Origin of the sequence: Pantoea sp. ACRSC, from assembly GCF_022346785.1 — a bacterium.
Classification (GTDB): domain Bacteria; phylum Pseudomonadota; class Gammaproteobacteria; order Enterobacterales; family Enterobacteriaceae; genus Pantoea; species Pantoea alvi.
Map to the genome: position 1 here is coordinate 82,566 of NZ_JAKRNN010000016.1, position 15,979 is coordinate 98,544.

Annotated in this window: 12 protein-coding genes and 3 pseudogenes; 9 read left to right on the plus strand and 6 right to left on the minus strand. The window is 52.0% G+C overall.

Annotation, left to right across the window (positions count from 1 at the left end):
- Positions 1-339: 339 nt before the first annotated feature.
- Positions 340-917: pseudogene (locus MHZ97_RS15840) on the plus strand (hypothetical protein).
- A gap of 302 nt (positions 918-1,219) precedes the next feature.
- Positions 1,220-1,978 (plus strand): alpha/beta fold hydrolase, encoded by a 759-nt coding sequence (locus tag MHZ97_RS15845; RefSeq protein ID WP_239314987.1) that lies wholly within the window; start codon positions 1,220-1,222, stop codon positions 1,976-1,978.
- Positions 1,979-2,149: 171 nt separating this feature from the next.
- Here the strand turns inward: MHZ97_RS15845 and MHZ97_RS15850 are convergent, their stop codons facing one another.
- Both MHZ97_RS15850 and MHZ97_RS15855 read right to left on the minus strand, forming a co-directional pair.
- Positions 2,150-2,335 carry a general stress protein gene (locus tag MHZ97_RS15850; RefSeq protein ID WP_239314988.1) on the minus strand — a complete coding sequence of 62 codons (186 nt, stop codon included), beginning with the start codon at positions 2,333-2,335 and terminating at the stop codon, positions 2,150-2,152.
- 777 nt (positions 2,336-3,112) lie between these two features.
- The gene (locus MHZ97_RS15855; RefSeq protein WP_239314989.1) at positions 3,113-4,012 is read right to left on the minus strand and encodes a LysR substrate-binding domain-containing protein; all 900 of its coding nucleotides are present in this window, start codon (positions 4,010-4,012) and stop codon (positions 3,113-3,115) included.
- Between the two features lie 163 nt (positions 4,013-4,175).
- Here MHZ97_RS15855 and MHZ97_RS15860 point away from each other — a divergent pair.
- Both MHZ97_RS15860 and MHZ97_RS15865 read left to right on the plus strand, forming a co-directional pair.
- Positions 4,176-4,685 (plus strand): annotated as a pseudogene (locus MHZ97_RS15860) (sugar ABC transporter); the annotation flags it as partial.
- Positions 4,686-4,709: 24 nt separating this feature from the next.
- A complete protein-coding gene (locus MHZ97_RS15865; RefSeq protein ID WP_239314996.1) occupies positions 4,710-5,579 on the plus strand; it encodes an MBL fold metallo-hydrolase in 870 nt (289 codons plus the stop codon).
- Positions 5,580-5,722: 143 nt separating this feature from the next.
- Here the strand turns inward: MHZ97_RS15865 and MHZ97_RS15870 are convergent, their stop codons facing one another.
- Positions 5,723-6,493: an arylamine N-acetyltransferase gene (locus MHZ97_RS15870; RefSeq protein ID WP_239314990.1), complete on the minus strand. Its 771-nt coding sequence runs from the start codon at positions 6,491-6,493 to the stop codon at positions 5,723-5,725.
- 96 nt (positions 6,494-6,589) lie between these two features.
- Between MHZ97_RS15870 and MHZ97_RS15875 the strand changes: the two genes are divergently transcribed.
- From MHZ97_RS15875 to MHZ97_RS15890, 4 genes are all read left to right on the plus strand, one after another.
- On the plus strand, positions 6,590-8,029 hold the full coding sequence (locus MHZ97_RS15875; protein ID WP_239314991.1) for a PLP-dependent aminotransferase family protein: 1,440 nt from the start codon (positions 6,590-6,592) through the stop codon (positions 8,027-8,029).
- Between the two features lie 452 nt (positions 8,030-8,481).
- Complete coding sequence (locus tag MHZ97_RS15880) at positions 8,482-9,216, plus strand: metallophosphoesterase (RefSeq protein ID WP_239314992.1); 735 nt, start codon at positions 8,482-8,484, stop codon at positions 9,214-9,216.
- Between the two features lie 401 nt (positions 9,217-9,617).
- Positions 9,618-9,977 (plus strand): type II toxin-antitoxin system RelE/ParE family toxin, encoded by a 360-nt coding sequence (locus MHZ97_RS15885; RefSeq protein ID WP_239314993.1) that lies wholly within the window; start codon positions 9,618-9,620, stop codon positions 9,975-9,977.
- Complete coding sequence (locus MHZ97_RS15890; RefSeq protein ID WP_071668522.1) at positions 9,974-10,273, plus strand: XRE family transcriptional regulator; 300 nt, start codon at positions 9,974-9,976, stop codon at positions 10,271-10,273. Before MHZ97_RS15885 ends, MHZ97_RS15890 begins: the two co-directional genes overlap by 4 nt.
- Positions 10,274-10,802: 529 nt before the next feature.
- On the opposite strand, the gene MHZ97_RS15895 is transcribed toward MHZ97_RS15890, so the two are convergent.
- Positions 10,803-11,129 (minus strand): four-helix bundle copper-binding protein, encoded by a 327-nt coding sequence (locus MHZ97_RS15895; RefSeq protein WP_103793601.1) that lies wholly within the window; start codon positions 11,127-11,129, stop codon positions 10,803-10,805.
- Positions 11,130-11,323: 194 nt separating this feature from the next.
- On the opposite strand from MHZ97_RS15895, the pseudogene MHZ97_RS15900 reads away from it, so the two are divergent.
- Positions 11,324-12,056: pseudogene (locus tag MHZ97_RS15900) on the plus strand (mechanosensitive ion channel family protein); the annotation flags it as partial.
- Positions 12,057-12,371: 315 nt separating this feature from the next.
- On the opposite strand, the gene MHZ97_RS15905 reads toward MHZ97_RS15900, so the two are convergent.
- The gene (locus MHZ97_RS15905) at positions 12,372-13,505 is read right to left on the minus strand and encodes a glutathione-independent formaldehyde dehydrogenase (RefSeq protein WP_239314994.1); all 1,134 of its coding nucleotides are present in this window, start codon (positions 13,503-13,505) and stop codon (positions 12,372-12,374) included.
- A 1,302-nt stretch (positions 13,506-14,807) separates the two neighbouring features.
- Positions 14,808-15,740, minus strand: coding sequence for a plasmid replication initiator RepA (repA, locus tag MHZ97_RS15910; RefSeq protein WP_309242194.1), 933 nt, complete (start codon positions 15,738-15,740; stop codon positions 14,808-14,810).
- Positions 15,741-15,979: the final 239 nt, after the last annotated feature.

The following is a 15,979-nucleotide window of genomic DNA, read 5'->3' on the forward strand; positions in this document are numbered from 1 at the left end:
AGCAGTCAAAAGATTCCTGGCTTTGCATGCATCCTTGCCGTCTTTCCACTTTCTCTCTTAGCTGAGTTACGGCTACCTGCCGGGGTTTGTCCCCATCAACACCCTGATGGCAAATGGTCAGGGAAATCCCTGCTAACGCTTAAAGTCCGCTATGAGCGATTAGCGGACATTATGTTCCAACCACATGCAGAAGATACGTGCAGGGCTTTTTTCTCTATAGCTGGCATCAGGCATTACTGGCGTAAACGCTTCTAAAAATCACAAGATCTTCTGCAGGTTCTTGTTTGTGAAAAGGCATCTGTTACTCTGACTAAGCTGAAATAATAACAAGGAGGTCACATGCTGAACCCCGGATTCGTTACAAGCAGAGCACTTACTCAATGGCAGAATATCCCTATTTTTTTGCCACAGTTTCAGTTTTATGAAAAACATCAGGCCGTCATCAAAACGTATTCGCCTGAAAAAATTCTGCCATTAGTGGCAGGATTCGATATTCAGCAGGACGCCGTCATCCGACTATTAATGTCTGTGCGACAAATTCCGCAAAATTTCGGCGTAATAGACCATCCCAGTCGGTTAAAAACTTTGGCCTGAACAGTTTTACTCTCCTGGAAAAGTCAGCATCCGAGCTCTGCTATGGCTTGCGCGGACAATTCTGGCGTCCAGATTTCGGCCTGGAAAACGTGCCGGATACTGACGCTTATCTGGCGCCTGTCACTCCAGGCAGCGCAAAGCTTTTACTGCGCTATCGGCTAACGGAAATCAAAGAAGGGCAACATGAGTTGCGAACTGAAACGTTCATTTACTGTCCGGATCGAGCTACACAGCTGAAAATGACCGCTTACTGGCTGGCAATACGGGCGGGCAGTGGATGGATACGAAAAAGGACGCTTATGGCTGTTCAGTCCAGCGTTTGATAACAGAGACAGGCGCAAAACATCTTCCGCTATGAGCGAAAAGCGGACCTTACTATCAAAGACTGGCCATTACGCCAATGCATTCGCGACTCGCGGCCGAGCGCGGTGCTTGTTACTCTCATACCGCTTAGCGTAAACAAGGAAGTATGATGCATACCGTAAATATCTGTACCACATTCGTATCAACGCTTTTACTGACGTCACTCTGCGTTTCGGCGTCCACAGCTCAGTCACCGGCTATAGTTTCAGAACAACCAGACTCGCAGCGTATCTCTGTACAGACGCAAGGCTCAGGATCGGATGTGATATTGATTCCAGGACTGGCCTCGTCACGCGACGTCTGGGCCGGTTTAGCAGCAGATTTACGTAAGCGCCACCGCATTCATCTGGTAGAACTGGCGGGCTTTGCCAGCACGCCAGCCATTTCTAACCCAGATGGAAAGGTTATTGCTCCGGCAGTTGACGCCATCGCAGAATACATCCGCACCCAGCAAATCAACGCACCGGCGATTATTGGCCACTCTCTCGGCGGGGAAATTGCCCTGATGCTGGGTGCCCGCCATCCCGACCAGGTTGGTCGCCTGATGATTGTCGATGCCTTGCCGTTCTATACGTTAATGATTGACCCTGCGGCGACCAGTGAAAAGGCTGTGAGTCAGGCCACCGCTACGCGAGACTGGCTACTCGCGCAGTCGCCAGAGCAAAGGATGGCGTCTCAGAAGGTATCCGTAGCTCGCTTAACAAAAACCGAGACGGTGAGGCCTGTTCTGGTCGCTGCGGGGATCAATTCCGATCGCAAAACCGTTGCCGATGCGGTGTATGAATTGATGATTACCGACTTGCGTCCGGAGCTTTTTCGCATTAAAGCGCCGATTGAGCTCGTCTACGCCTGGGATACCCTGTTCGGGGTGTCTGCCGCCGGCGTGGATGCAATGTACCGTCAAGCTTATGTCTCTGCACCGGATATTCATTTCACGCGTATTGATAACAGTTTTCACTTTATCATGCTCGATCAGCCAGAACGGTTCTCCAGCGCGGTTGAGGCATTTTTGAATAAGTAACGCTTCGGGGAAATATTTTCATTAAGCCAGGGGATGTGTAGGGTTGTCGCCTGTGAGCGAAAAGCGAACGTCAAAATGACAGTGACAGGGAAGCTCTGCCACATTAAACATAACAACCCTTTTACGCAGGGCATGAAAAGACCCGCCAGGGCGGGTCTTCAGCAACTTATTTCAGGAAACCTTGCGCTCAGGAGCACCTTTCCGGCTGATCTGCCCTCCCTTTCTGCCCGCTTCACGGGCTCGCTCTGGGTTATTCTTGAAGTTCCCACCGCTTATACGGCCACCTTTTTGGCCAGCTTCTGCAGCCCGCTCTGGATTTTCCGCAAAATTGCCGGCACCGCCTCTACGTACCGCCATAACGCCTCCGGTTTGAGTTAAGTAAAGTCAGATAAAGCATAGCCTTAACCTTTACTCTCTGCGCCTGATAAGGCGTGCGCAGCGTTCAGACGGCCGCACCGATCGTTTTTTGACGTTTTTAAGGCAAAAAAAACCCGCTCAGGGCGGGGAAAATTCGTTACAGAGGAATATCTCTGTCTCTAATAGGGCAACGTGAAACTATTTAAGTTCCTTCCCTGCCTGAGTGGCAGTTTTCACGTATTCTGTAAACTTCTCCTGCCGTACGGGCAGAGCTTTCACAGCAAGCAGTTCACGCATGTACAGCAACGAAGAGAAAAGGCTGTCTGACACAGTAATGGGTGAGGCCGTGATTGCGCTACTCGATGAGCGCGCACCTGTACTAACGCCCGGTTGCTCCTGAAGCTGCGCTTTTTCTGCTCGCTGCAGACGAAACGTGGCGAGAGACTGTAATACGCGACGCCATCAGAAGCGTTCAGGCGGCAGTCCTGGAAGGCAACAGAACAGGCGTCAATTCTGCACCGAACGCGGCAACCCCGGGTGAACCGGCCAGGCACCCGGATTTAAGATAAGAGTTCTTGGGCGCATCCCCTAAGAGGCCCTCAGCGCGCTTCTGATGCGAGCGGGCCGTTTTCGGCACCTTTCCCTGTCCATATTGTGAAAAAACGCGCCTGATGATTTCGGCGCGTCTTCATGGCCACGCAGTAAAATCTGTTCTCCAGGGATTAGTGCATGCAGATGTGGGAAAAGTCCGCTTCTGGCACAAAGCGGACGTTACTCTCATGTAGTGAGATTCCTGCTGGTGGCTTCAGCCAGCATCCAGCTTTCAAAAGCCTGCAGGGCCGCTTCATTCAGTCCTGTTTCCACCGGTTTAACCAGACAGAAACGTTTGCTCAGGCTGTTCGATTCGGGCCATGGTGCTACAAGTACTCTGCTGTGGAGTTCATTTTCAACATACATGTGCGGTACTAATGCTACGCCTTGCCCTGCCAGCGCTGCGGCTATTGCCATTTCATGAAGGTCATATCGGGAACCCTGCGCCGGATTATCCAGCTTTATATCGTGTTCATTAGCATAGTGATGCCAGGCATCCGGATTTTGCCGACGGTGGATTCGCGGCAGTTCGTTCAGCTGAACGTTAATATCTTTACCCGTCAGCAGCCCGGGATGGCATACCGGCACCAGCTTTTCCTGTAACAGGAAGCGTGTCCGCATACCGGTCCATGAAGAATGCTCAAAATGAACGACGGCGTCGAAGCCGCTTTCGGTAAGAATGAAAGGGTCTGTTTTGGCTGCGATATTCAACGTTATTCCCGGATGCATTGCCTTAAAGCGACTCAGACGGGGAATGAGCCAGCGTGTGGAAAATGTAGGTAATACGGCAATGTCCAGACTGGTACTGCCCGCAGGCATTCCCATTATGTACTGAGTGTCTCGTTCAATCCTTTCCAGCGTTTCGCGGACATGGTGTGCATAACGCGCTCCGGCAGGGTTGAGCTTTACACGACTTCCCGTTCTGTCGAACAGCCTGCAGTTCAGCTGCGATTCAAGACGTGCGATCTGGCGACTGATGGCCCCTTCCGTTAGCGACAGTTCTTCCGCCGCACGCGCAAAATTGTTATGCCGGGCCGCAGCTTCGAATGCCTGTAGAGAAGTGCTACTCGGGATTTTTCTGCGCATAAATTTATTCCCTCCCCTTTTAGCTAAAATTCATTCAGTGACTGAATGTAAACGCATGGTGAGAAAGTATCGATATAAAGAGTAATAAAACGCCTTTAGCATGATGAAAATTCATTAAGCAGGTCATGCAAGTCCTGCTGTTTGTTGATGCCGAGGATAGCCCGTGTTGTATACCGTAGAATGCTCATATGCCGACCCCGCCAGCGAGAAGGACTGGAATACGTTTTACAGTCTGGAAAAATTGCCAGCGCTCATCTCTGTAACCGGATTCATCACTTCTCAGCGCTTTCGCGCACTCGGTACTGGCTGTCCTGCTTACCTCGCCATTCATACCATTGCAGATGCCCGGGTACTTAATGGCGAAGAATACCGTCTGAAAGGCGGCGGTAATTTTTCTCACTGGCAGGCCTCTGTCACTGACTGGCAGCGCAGCCTGTATGAATGTGAAGGACTGGCTCCGGCAGTATCAGACGGGCAGGTTTTGCTGCTGAGCACGCAGCCAATTGACTTCATCAGGAAGGAAACAGGATGCCCGGCAACGGTGATGAATGCGACAGGACAGGCCGACGTTCAGCAACGGCGCTTTGCCTGTGTGCTTGATCGCGACGCTGCGGTACGACTGTCTCAGTCTGTTCCTGATGCTCGCCTTTATGAACCTGTCACGCCGCAGCTTCATAAGGCCGTTGCGGAGGGCGAGATGAGGAAGCAGCTGACGCTGAAGTCGCGTCAGATCGGTGATTTTCTGGTGACTGCTCTCAGTGATGGAGTGATGTCAGCCAGCCTGGCGCTGTTGTCAGACATCAAAACGGCGGATGCCGAAAATATTCAGCTCAGTACAGGTATCACTGAACCTGGCGATATTCACATTAATTGTTACCTCATTCGCGGCAGGGGAAGAACCATCCTTGTCGATGCCGGTACAGGAGGCAGCAATAATGCGGGTGGCATGCTTAAATCAAGCCTCAGGGCCGCCGGAGTCAGCCCTGACGATATCGATACCGTTTTATTGACGCACGCTCATCCTGATCACATTGGCGGCCTGCTGGATGATAAAGGATTACCTGTCTACAAAAATGCTGAACTTCATCTGCATCCTCTTGAAGCAGGTTACTGGTGGAACGAGGAAGAAAAAGAAAGAGCCAGTGAACGCGTTCAGCGCAATTTTATACTGGCTCGCCGGACGTTAGAGGCTTATGCGCATAATCTGCACTTCCTGAGCCATGAAGAAATTGTGGAAGGCATTTCGCCTGTGTGGCTGCCCGGCCATACGCCCGGGCATACCGGTTTTCGTATTGATTCCGGTGACAGCCGTTTAATAATCTGGGGCGATATCGTTCACTTTCCCCATATTCAATCCGCACATCCGGATGTTTCCATTACCTTTGACACAAATCCTGTGCAAGCCAGGGAAACGCGGAAAGCATTGCTGGGACACGTCTTCAGAGAAAAAACGCTGGTGGCTGGCATGCACTTAGGCCCGGACGGCTTCGCACGTATTGGCAGGAGTGGTAATGGATACCATATCGCCATTGCAGCAAACGAAACTGACGCCGTTGCCTCCCTTTAAACATTTCGAACTTTTGGCGGATTAAGCGAGACTGCGGTCTGTTCTGAGCAGGGAGCCGGCCAGAGGGCTGCGTATCCACGCGGCCCTTTGTCTTTTCAAACTACGGAAGCAGGAAGTGTTATAAAAATAAGATGGCCTCTGGTTTATTCCGGCATTTGCAAAGCAAAGCGGTTTTTCAGCACAGAAAAGATCTCGCTTTGCTTCAGCTGCTGCTTTTCTACTCCATCCGCTGAAACCCATTTCAGCATATCGCCCAGCAAAATCAGGCGTCCTTCAGGCCGGTGCTGTATAACCAGCAGTTTCTGCACAAAGATGGCGTCAGGGTGAGTAGAGTTGAGGTAGTTCGCCGGAACAAAATCTGTCCACTCACAGGGTGAGAGGTCAAAGCTGTACTGGTTGCACCATTCACCCTCTGCCTTCGCCTGCAGCAGATAGTTATCATGCTTGTCACGAGTAAGTCGAAAGGTATCGAAATCTTGTTTGATTTCAGTATCAAGAATGTCCAGGGCCACGGGTGCGCGGATGCCATAACTGCCAAAACCGAGGTCGCAAAGCCACTGTCGACCATCAACTTCAGCAATTAACGCCATATGGGTTTTGGGGCGCCTGGCCGGATAGAACATGGGTCGCGCTGCAACGAAACGATACGGGATGTTTGATGCTTCCAGCGCCATGGCAAACAATCCATTGACTTCATAGCAGTAGCCGCCCCGGCCTTGTTGCAGCAACTTGTCAGCAATATCTTCAGGTAACAGCGAGACGATTTTACCTGCCTGCACATCCAGATTCTCAAAGGGTATCGAGAAGAGCTGATGGCGCATCATAGCATGCAGAGTGGCAGTATCAGCGGTCGCTGCTCCGGTATAGTTAATACGACGGAAATAGGTAGAAAGATCAAAGTTCTTGCTAAGCATAGTCCCTCCTTGTCTGAATCATATTCGACACTATAGATGCGGTGCTTCATCGTCTGTATAGTCAGATTTATCAAAAAACCGACTATACAGATTGCAATGTCTGCTCCGCTCACGTCGCTACCTCATTATCGCCGCATTGCTGAGATGCTACGGCTCACCCTTGCGTCAGGAGTCCTGCGGCCCGGCGACAGGATGATTTCCACACGTAAGCTGGCTGAACGCGAGCAGGTCAGCCTTCCGACAGCACTGGAGGCACTCCGTTGTCTTGAGGCAGAGGGCCTGATTACAGCGCGACCGCGCTCGGGCTACTTTGTGCGTCAGATAAAGGATTCCCGGGACATACAGCTTCTTCATACCTTGCGTGGTCCTGTGCCCGTCACCATGTCAGCCATAGCGCGTTCACTGTTCAGCAACGCAGAGACTCGTCTGGTGCCACTTGGCGCAGCGCTGCCTGATGCAGACTGGCTGCCTGCTGTTACTCTGCAGCGGGCGCTGCAGGCTGCAGGTCGCCGTCTTAAAGCAGGCGGGCAGAGCTACAGCCTGCCGCCCGGGAGAGCAGAACTACGCAGTAAGATTGCTACACGCGCAGCGCTGTGGGGCGCCCGTTTTAATGCAGATGATCTCATCATTACTGCAGGCGCAACCCAGGCTCTGCGCCTGGCTCTGCGGGCAGTATGCCAGCCAGGTGATGCGGTGGCGATTGAGCAGCCTGCTTACTTTGGAACGCTTCTGCTTCTGGAGGATTTAGGTCTGAAAGCATTGCAAATTCCTACCGATCCTGTTGAGGGCTTAATGCTGGCACCGCTTGCCGAAGCTGTCTGCATTCACCGGCCTGCTGCTGTGCTGGCTTCACCTACGGTGCAGAACCCGCTTGGGGCCAGCATGTCTGTCACACGCAAGCGCAAGCTTGTTGCTTTGCTTGAACAAGCGGGCATACCTCTCATCGAAGACGATGTGTATGGTGACCTGGCTGGTGAGGAGCAACGTCCTCCGGCATGTAAGGCATTCGACCAGAGCGGGAATGTTATTTACTGCAGTTCCCTGTCCAAAACGCTGGCTCCGGGCTGGCGAATCGGATGGGTTGCGGCTGGCCGCTATCATAATCAGGTTTTGCAGGCTCGCATGGCTGGCGACTGGGCGGGCGCGCCGCAGCTTGAAGCAGCAGCGGGTGAGATTCTGGCAAGTGGTCACTACGAGCGTCACCTGCGACATCTGAAGTTACGGATTGAAAAGGGGATGCGGGCTGTCCTGGAACAGGTCAGGTCGAGTTTCCCGCCGGGAACGCATGCTGCCATGCCAGCAGCGGGTTTTCTGCTATGGGTAGAACTCCCGCACCCGATAGATACCCTGGAGGTGCATCGCCGCGCGCTGGCGCTGGGCATTGGCGTAAGTCCAGGCGCTTTGTTTTCTCCTGGTGGGAGCGACTTACATAATTTTCTTCGACTGAATTGCGCAAATGAACCCACACCTGAACTTCTGAAGGCTGTGCAGCAGATCGGCGCGCTTTGCATCGAACTGGCCAGTAAGTCCCGGTGAATCATACCGGGCAGAGATAAGGGTTACCCTCATGCCTGTTCCCCGTAATGAATATAATGCGGGGATCTCTTGTCAGCTTACAGAATGCCCGAATGATAAGTCGGGTGAGTAAAGACAAAACAGGGGGAAGCAGCATGAAACATTATGGATTTTTCAACGTCTGTTTCTGGCTCAGAGCTGCTGTGCCAGCCCTGACAAGGTAGACCTGGGCTTACACCGCCTTTGTTAGCCGACATGAGAAGTGCAAGCGTGATAAGCGCTTCATATACTGGGAAATAATCTGCAAAGCCGTCATACAACCTTTCAGCTGACTGCCCATACTTCTGAACTGTGCATCAGGACAGACGCCGCGTTATTCTTCGGACAGGTTAATCGCAGACAGTGTCTTTATCCATTTTGCAGGCCGCTCAGGTGAGGGAATCTGTGAGATTAAACATAACCGGGAAAACAGTATGAAACTGGCAGTGATATCAGATATTCACGGGAATCTTCCGGCGCTGGATGCTGTGCTGGCGGACATTCAGTCTCAGGGAGTCGATCAGATTGTGAACCTGGGCGATATTGTTTCGGGAGGGCTGTTCCCTGCGGAAACCGCTGACAGGCTGATGCCTCTTGACATTCCAACTGTAAGAGGTAATCACGAACGACAACTCCTCGAACTGGATTTTTCAGATATGAGCTTGTCTGACAGGCATGCGTTCAAAAGCCTTCAGGCTGCGCACTGGAGATGGCTTAAAAACCTGCCGGCAGAGTTAACTTTTAGTGAGGACATACTGATGGTGCACGGCGTCCCGGGTGACGACCTTGTTTATCTTCTCGAAGAAGTCACTGCTTCAGGTGTGCGGCCGTCGTCTGAAGCGCGCGTTTTAGCGCTTATTGCAAGCAGAAGCGAATCGCTCATCCTGTGCGGCCATACGCACATCCCCCGAAAAATGCGGCTGGCTGACGGCCGACTGATTGTCAACCCTGGCAGCGTAGGGTTACAGGCCTATGATGATGACACACCCTGTGCGCATGTCATGGAAAGTGGTTCTCCCCATGCCCGCTATGCAATAGTGGAGCAACATAACGGGTTATGGAATGCAGAACTCAGAGCGGTTGAGTATGACTGGGAATCAGCCGCTTTAGTTGCGAGCGCGAATAACCGTCCCGACTGGTTAAATGCGCTCAGAACAGGACGTATGTAAGCTTTGTCCTGCTTTATCCCCTGTCATTCAATGAACCGTTATGGACTTTGCAACGTCCGCTTCTGGTACAAAGCGGACATTAGCATCAAAATTCTAAGGCTCCCAATTTTCCAGTTTTGCCGGCTCCGATGGCGCACTTTAGATCAACCCTTGCAGCGGGCCAGCAGCAGCGCGTTCAGACCATAGAAAGATTCAGCCGCTGAGGGCTGGGCCGGTAATGACGCCGCAGGTTTTACACAAAAGGCCCGAGTAGCGAGGCGGCTCCGGTCTGTCCAGAATTTGTAACAGAACCCGCCAGCAGCAAAGCCCACCATCACATGCTCAAACTGATACAGAACAGCGTTGAAAATATAGACTCTAATATATATTCTATATAGATTGTAATTTATAAAGGTGGGCCTGTGTGGATTGTTGAAACCACGGATTTGTTCGCTGAATGGCTGAAAGAGCAGGACAGAGCAATGCAGCTGGACTTTATTGCCGCACTGAACCTTCTGAAGCAGGAAGGTCCACACCTCGGGCGGCCGCATGTCGATACGCTGTACGGCTCGAAAATCCCCAATATGAAAGAGCTCAGAGTACAGAGCAACGGCCGACCTGTAAGAGGATTTTTTGTGTTCGATCCTCTTCGCAAAGCCATCATCCTTTGCGCGGGTAACAAAGAAGGCGCTGATGAAAAGCGTTTTTACAAGACCATGATTAAAACGGCTGAACGCGAGTATCACCGACACCTGGACCAACTGAAACGGAGTGGAAAATGAAAACGCTGGATGATCTGATGGCTGATTTGACACCCGAGGAACTGACTCAGGTGAATGATAAAGTTGCAGAAATGCGGCTTGATTCTCAGCTGTATAAACTTCGCGAGGCGCTGGCTAAAACGCAGAAGCAGCAGGCAGAAGCTATGGGGATCGCGCAACCTTCTGTGGCGGCTATCGAAGGGCGAGGCGAGGATCTGAAAATCGCGACGCTCAAACGATATGTTGAAGCGCTCGGCGGCCAGCTAACTATCGGTGTTAATATGCCCGGCGGCGAGCACGTCGATTTCACACTTTAACTGCACCCGTAAGTCTGGTCGTTTACGGTGTTCCCTGGAAAGGTGGGACTGACGTACCGGTTATTTCCCTTCGCCTGCGCTTCCTCTCTCCAACGCGCTGTCTCACGGTCTGCTTTCTTCACTTAATGCTGCTGTGTGACAGCAGCTCCACCGGTTTTCTTCCTCTGATGATTAAAAGCATAACCATCCTGCTGGTGTTCTCCAGCTCCCCGGTAGGGCCAGGTCATCAACCCTGATGCACTACCGGCAGAATCAGTAAGCTCCGCCAGACGTCACAAGCGTCGTCGCCAGAGGGTCCCGGCTGGGTCTGATGGCAAACAGCTCTGCAGCTGGCCTATAGTCCGCTAAGAGCGAAAAGCGGACATTGAGTCATTCAAATAATCTGTGCCAGAATTTGTCATTAAGGCCAGCCCTTTCGAGTAGATCCATTTCCCGCCCGCCCCTTTAAACTCACCTGTCTCACCCACCTACGGCTTATCACTGGGATTAAAAAACCCGCCGAAGCGGGTTTAGTAATTTGAATTTATTCTCAGGCGGCCATCTTTCTGCATTGTTCGGCGCAGTGATGACAAGCTCTGGAGCACTCCTGGCAATGGTCATGTTCATGCTTTCCACACTCATCGCCGCACTTCTGACAAACGTCAGCGCAAAGACGGCAGAGCGCTTGGGCTGAATCGCTATTTAGTGTCATGAATTGAGCTGCAAGACGGCAGATATTTGCACATTGCATATCCAGTTTTATGCACTCGCGCATCATCTCAAGATTCTCTTCTTCGAGACACGAAGCCGCACAGTTATCACATGCAGTTGCGCATAGGTAACAGGATTCGATGCATTTTTTATATTCGTCTAACATAATATCTCCTCAGCTAAGGTTACATATTAAACATGGATGAGATAACTGATTATGCAATTTTGGAATTAGGTAATAACCTTTTCAATGTTTCACGCTTTTAATTTTAAATGCAAATTTAGGATTACTTAAGCACCAATGTCCGCTTCTGGCACTGAGCGGACAGACACAAGCGCCAGGAGCGAACGGTAAGATAGGTCGGCGTTATCCGTAAACTCATCAGCGTCGTCATATGGTTATTCGCCTTGTCGGCGGCTTATCCGTTTTTGCCCGGCGCTGACTCGCTCGCCTTCAAAGGAATAAGCGTTTTCTTCGGACTGATGCTGACGCCCGGAGCGGCAGGCGTGATGAACCATGCCATGAGCGGCCTGGTGCTGACCTATTCCCGCGCGCTGCGCAAAGGCGAAGTGATCAGGATTGCCGATCATGAGGGCGTCGTCAGCGAGGTTGGCATGCTGGCAACGAAAATTCTGACCCGCGAGAACTACGAGGTTACGGTTCTGGCGGCAGGTTGAAGCGATGCTGGAGCTGGCCGCCAGTCGCACTCCGGGGATTAACCACAGCATTGCTCCGCTGGTACGTCAGCTGGCGCTGCAGGACTGGTATGTGGCATACGAACTGCAGGTCCGGCTTCAGGCAGGTGAATCACTGGCCGGGGTAAGGAGTATTCTTCATGGCTATATACAGGATGTGTTCAGTGAATTCGGCGTGCAGATCATGTCGCCTAACTTCGTCAGCCAGCCTGATCAGCCGGTGATTGTGACCAGGCCGGACTGGTTTACGCCTCCAGCGAAACCGGATACCGCCTCGCAATTTGCCAGCATTCAGACGCGATTATGTTTTTACCCGATTGCCCTCCCTATGCCGCGCAGCGGCATGAAGGCGCCAGCCAGTCCTACATATCACCCGGTAGCTGAACGGCGCCGGTAGCGCGGCGCAGCCGCCCTCCCCCTTCATATACTGCAAATCCAACCCCACCCTTGTATGTTGGCCGTGCTTAGAAGTCTGGAATGTGACTCAAAATTTGCAGGGAAAGAACTTAAAGGCCATTACTACTATCATGTTTCGCTTAACGTAATTTTTTTTAAATAAAGTCCTTGAAGCTTGATTTGCGAGACACTTTAACTCTTTCACTTCTCCTTTTTTCCATAATATGCGATGTAAAACATTAAGCCACAGACAGACGGTTTTTATTCTCACTATCACCACGGCCTGAATATGGCTTTTATTCTGTTGGTTCATAATTCAGGGTTTCAGAATGACTTTTGTCCAGCCATTATCACGATCGTCAAAATGCTTATATCCCTCAGGGGCTTCTGACAGCGCGAGACGATGTGAGATGATCTGCGCCGGATTGGCTCTCCCTTGATGGATAAGCCTTGCGAGCTGGCGGTTGTAGGCTTTTACGTTACACTGACCGGTCTTAATTGACTGACCTTTGAACCAGAAAGTACCAAAATCAAAAGGCACTTTACCTTCTTTAGCCAGATCGGTCGCCCCCCCAGGATCCTGAGGAACAAAAACACCTACCGCACCAATGCCGCCCGTGGCTTTGGTTGACGCGACAAGGCTATTCAAGGTGGCGGAGTTATCCTCGTGGCCATGCTTATTGCAGCATTGATAACCTACGCATTCGCAGCCGCAATCCGTGCCGCGCCCATCGGTTAATTCGAGAATTTTATTTACCGCATCATCACCCACGCCATTGATCGCCACAGCGCCAATTTGTTCGGCTAACGCCAGTCTGTCGGGATGGGTATCGACAACAAACACCTGTGATGCGCCTTTAATCATGGCCGAGTGCGCAGCCATTAAGCCGACCGGGCCAGCGCCGTAAATAGCAACACTCTCTCCCGGGCGTAATCCTGCCAGCTCAGTGGCATGCCAGCCGGTCGGGAAGATGTCGGAAAGCATAACGTAGTCTTCTTCCTTCTCAACTGCATCCGGAGGCAGCACCAGACAGTTAAAGTCAGCAAAGGGAACGCGAAGTAATTCTGCCTGTCCGCCGTCCCACTGCCCCATCTCAGCAAAACCATAGGCGGCTCCGGCCGCACCCGGGTTTGCCGTCAGGCAGTAGCCGGTTAACCCTTTCTCGCAATTTTCACAGAATCCGCAGCCGACGTTAAAGGGCAAGCAGACGTAATCACCGACTTTAATCCGCTCAACACCGCTGCCGATCTCAATCACCTGTCCCAGATTCTCATGGCCGAAGATGCGGCCCTGTTCGAAACTGGTTCGCCCTTCATACATATGCAGGTCGGAACCGCAGATATTGGTGGTGGTAATACGGACAAGCACATCGGTTGGGCGCACTATTTTGGGGTCCGGAACCTCTTTTACTGAAACGTCAAAAGGCCCGTTATAGACAACTGCTTTCATGGTGTTCTCCTCTCATGCACGATCAGTTTTGATGGCTGCGATTGCGTGACTCGTTGCTGTCGCCACCCTCTAATTGATGCTGTTTTTTCAATCAGGCTGTGTGACTGAAGGTATAAGTGTAGAACAGCTCATGGAACAGTCGGACGAGATTAATACTATGTAACTAATTGAAATATATAACCGCTTCGCTCAAAGCCCGGTTGTATTCTCGCCAAGCGAAACCTCAGCACCACAAGGCAATTTTCCGATTTTCCTGCCTGAAATGGATTTACGAGCCCACACGGAGAGTTCACTTATTCCTGCTAAGGGTTGGCTGATATCTCGCTCTAATACTTCAGGATGAAGACCACGCATGATGTCATATTCAAAACTCTCCCCTCATAGTTGTAAACCGCACACGTTTTATAATTTTGTACCTGCCGTCGGCACTGCTGAAAATCTGCGCCCAGATGACGTTGAAACTGGAGCGGTGACCTGTGTCCTGATTTTAGCGACGTGCATGTGTTAATTAAGACTCAAAGGTTACCGGACAAACAGAGGAGGGCTTCGCTTGATGAGCTATCTCATTGCCACAGGTTATTTCAACCTTTCTTTCTAATGTAACGCAAAGTCGCAGCTCTTCGACGCGTATATCCCCGGCCCCACCACGCCCTGCCCGACCGCCGTTGAAGCAGCGGCCTGTCAGGCACACAGAAGCCAGACGGTCGCAGACGAAAGAAAGCCCCCGCGGCATCACCCACAGCGACACCCAAGCAATTAGTTACAGCACCCATTAATCAGCCACTGCAGTACCGGCCCTGCGGGCCGGGCGGCCGGGGCTGGTCAGTGGGGGCAACCGGGCTTCAGGTCCGACTCTGGGGTTTTGCCGGAGAGGGGCGCGGGGTTTCAGGTTCTGCTCGGATGGGGGTTAAAAGGAAGCATTTATGAATGATGTAACTAATAAGCTTTGCCCGCCGCCTGTCGGCGGGAGCTACTTCAGGTTCTGAGCGGCGCGGACGCCTGCGGCCGCTGCAAGCGAAGTCATCAAATTTATCCTCGACAGATGTCAGAATGAAAACCTTATTTATTATTTTGATTATTCTTTCTGACGTTAGTCAGGACTGTTTTGCGCGTAGTGCTGGCTGTAGTTGCTGGTAATTTTCTGATGTTGATTGCAGGTAACTGTGATAAAAAAATGCGGATGCTGCGCGTGGCCACTTTTCTCCGCTTCCTGTGACCCGCTGCCGGCACCGCTGCGCGCTTTCAGCTCCCTGCACAAACGCCACCACCGCCAGTCAAGGCGGTAAAAACAAGAGGTAAACGTCAGTGAACGATAGCGGGTATCTCTGGCCGCGCGGGCTCATGGTCGAGGCCCAGCTCCAGCTGCCGCAGACATTTCCACACCAGGCGGTCAAAGTCTTCAGGGGGAAGTGTTTTCCACTCGTGGACCGGACGTGCGCGCAGCAGTTTGGCCATTGCGTTACGCCTGTCATCGATCGGCAGTTTACTGAGCCGCTTACGACGCTTCTGCCTAGAAGCTTTATCACGGCGGCTAATCAACGTGGCCATGCGCATATTTTCATACCAGCGCCGGCGCGCTGCGCGAACAGAGGCGTGTGTACCCGGCTCAATAATGCCGTCAGCCTCCGCGGCAAGGCGTTCGTTGCGCTCCGCCAGAAATTTGTCCATGTCGATGCCGCACAGCTGCCAGAACTGGTCGGTCAGCACGATATGGCGCGGCATGCAGTAACCGGTTACGGGATCCATTTCAAGGTTTGGCCGCTCAATCAGGCCGTAACGCTCCCACTCCTCAAACAGGCGTGACAACCGGCTGGGTTCTACACGCGTTTCCGGAATGACGTTGCCGTTTTCGTCTTTCGGACTCAGTTCGTCGGCCAGCTTGCTGCCGTTAAAGGTTACAACAGAGGTGGCAAGATCCGCGCGCTGGACACACAGCGGCCACATAGCGTCATATAGCGCCTGCTTTTCGGGCCGAAAATCGCGTTTACGTCCTGCAGCTTCGCGTAGCTGCACAAAATAGGGATGGCGTGACATGCGCTGACGCAGTGTCATTTTGCCGGTACGTTTGTCCTTAACCACGAGTCGGCTCATGGCGTGCCCCATCTGTCCGGGAAGACGCCGGTAACCTGCTGGTGCGAACCACTCTGGATTAGAGCATTTGCAGGCAGTGGAATGATCGCCACGGTGGCGGTTATCAGGACGTTTAGCCTGAATAAGTGAAATGTTTTTATCCACCCCGCCCTGCGCTTAAATTGCACGGGAGGAGTATGCACAGAACGGATTGTCTTTTTCCGGGCATAAATCTATACTCCCCGCATAGAGCAATCGTGCTATGCGGTTCTCTTGTGCCCCGTGAAGTGGTTTACTGAATTTGGCCACCTGAACAGAGGTGATATGCTCACCTCAGAACATTACAGGTGCCTCAATGAAAAAAAGAAATTTCAGCGCAGAGTTTAAACGCGAATCCGCTCAGT

Coding starts and splice junctions, on each gene's coding strand:
- MHZ97_RS15865 (WP_239314996.1), top strand. CDS start 4,710: ATGAGGAAGCAGCTGACGCTGAAGTCGCGTCAGATCGGTGATTTTCTG.
- MHZ97_RS15850 (WP_239314988.1), bottom strand. CDS start 2,335: ATGGCGGTACGTAGAGGCGGTGCCGGCAATTTTGCGGAAAATCCAGAG.
- MHZ97_RS15890 (WP_071668522.1), top strand. CDS start 9,974: ATGAAAACGCTGGATGATCTGATGGCTGATTTGACACCCGAGGAACTG.
- MHZ97_RS15870 (WP_239314990.1), bottom strand. CDS start 6,493: ATGCTTAGCAAGAACTTTGATCTTTCTACCTATTTCCGTCGTATTAAC.
- MHZ97_RS15905 (WP_239314994.1), bottom strand. CDS start 13,505: ATGAAAGCAGTTGTCTATAACGGGCCTTTTGACGTTTCAGTAAAAGAG.
- MHZ97_RS15855 (WP_239314989.1), bottom strand. CDS start 4,012: ATGCGCAGAAAAATCCCGAGTAGCACTTCTCTACAGGCATTCGAAGCT.
- MHZ97_RS15875 (WP_239314991.1), top strand. CDS start 6,590: ATGTCTGCTCCGCTCACGTCGCTACCTCATTATCGCCGCATTGCTGAG.
- MHZ97_RS15895 (WP_103793601.1), bottom strand. CDS start 11,129: ATGTTAGACGAATATAAAAAATGCATCGAATCCTGTTACCTATGCGCA.
- MHZ97_RS15880 (WP_239314992.1), top strand. CDS start 8,482: ATGAAACTGGCAGTGATATCAGATATTCACGGGAATCTTCCGGCGCTG.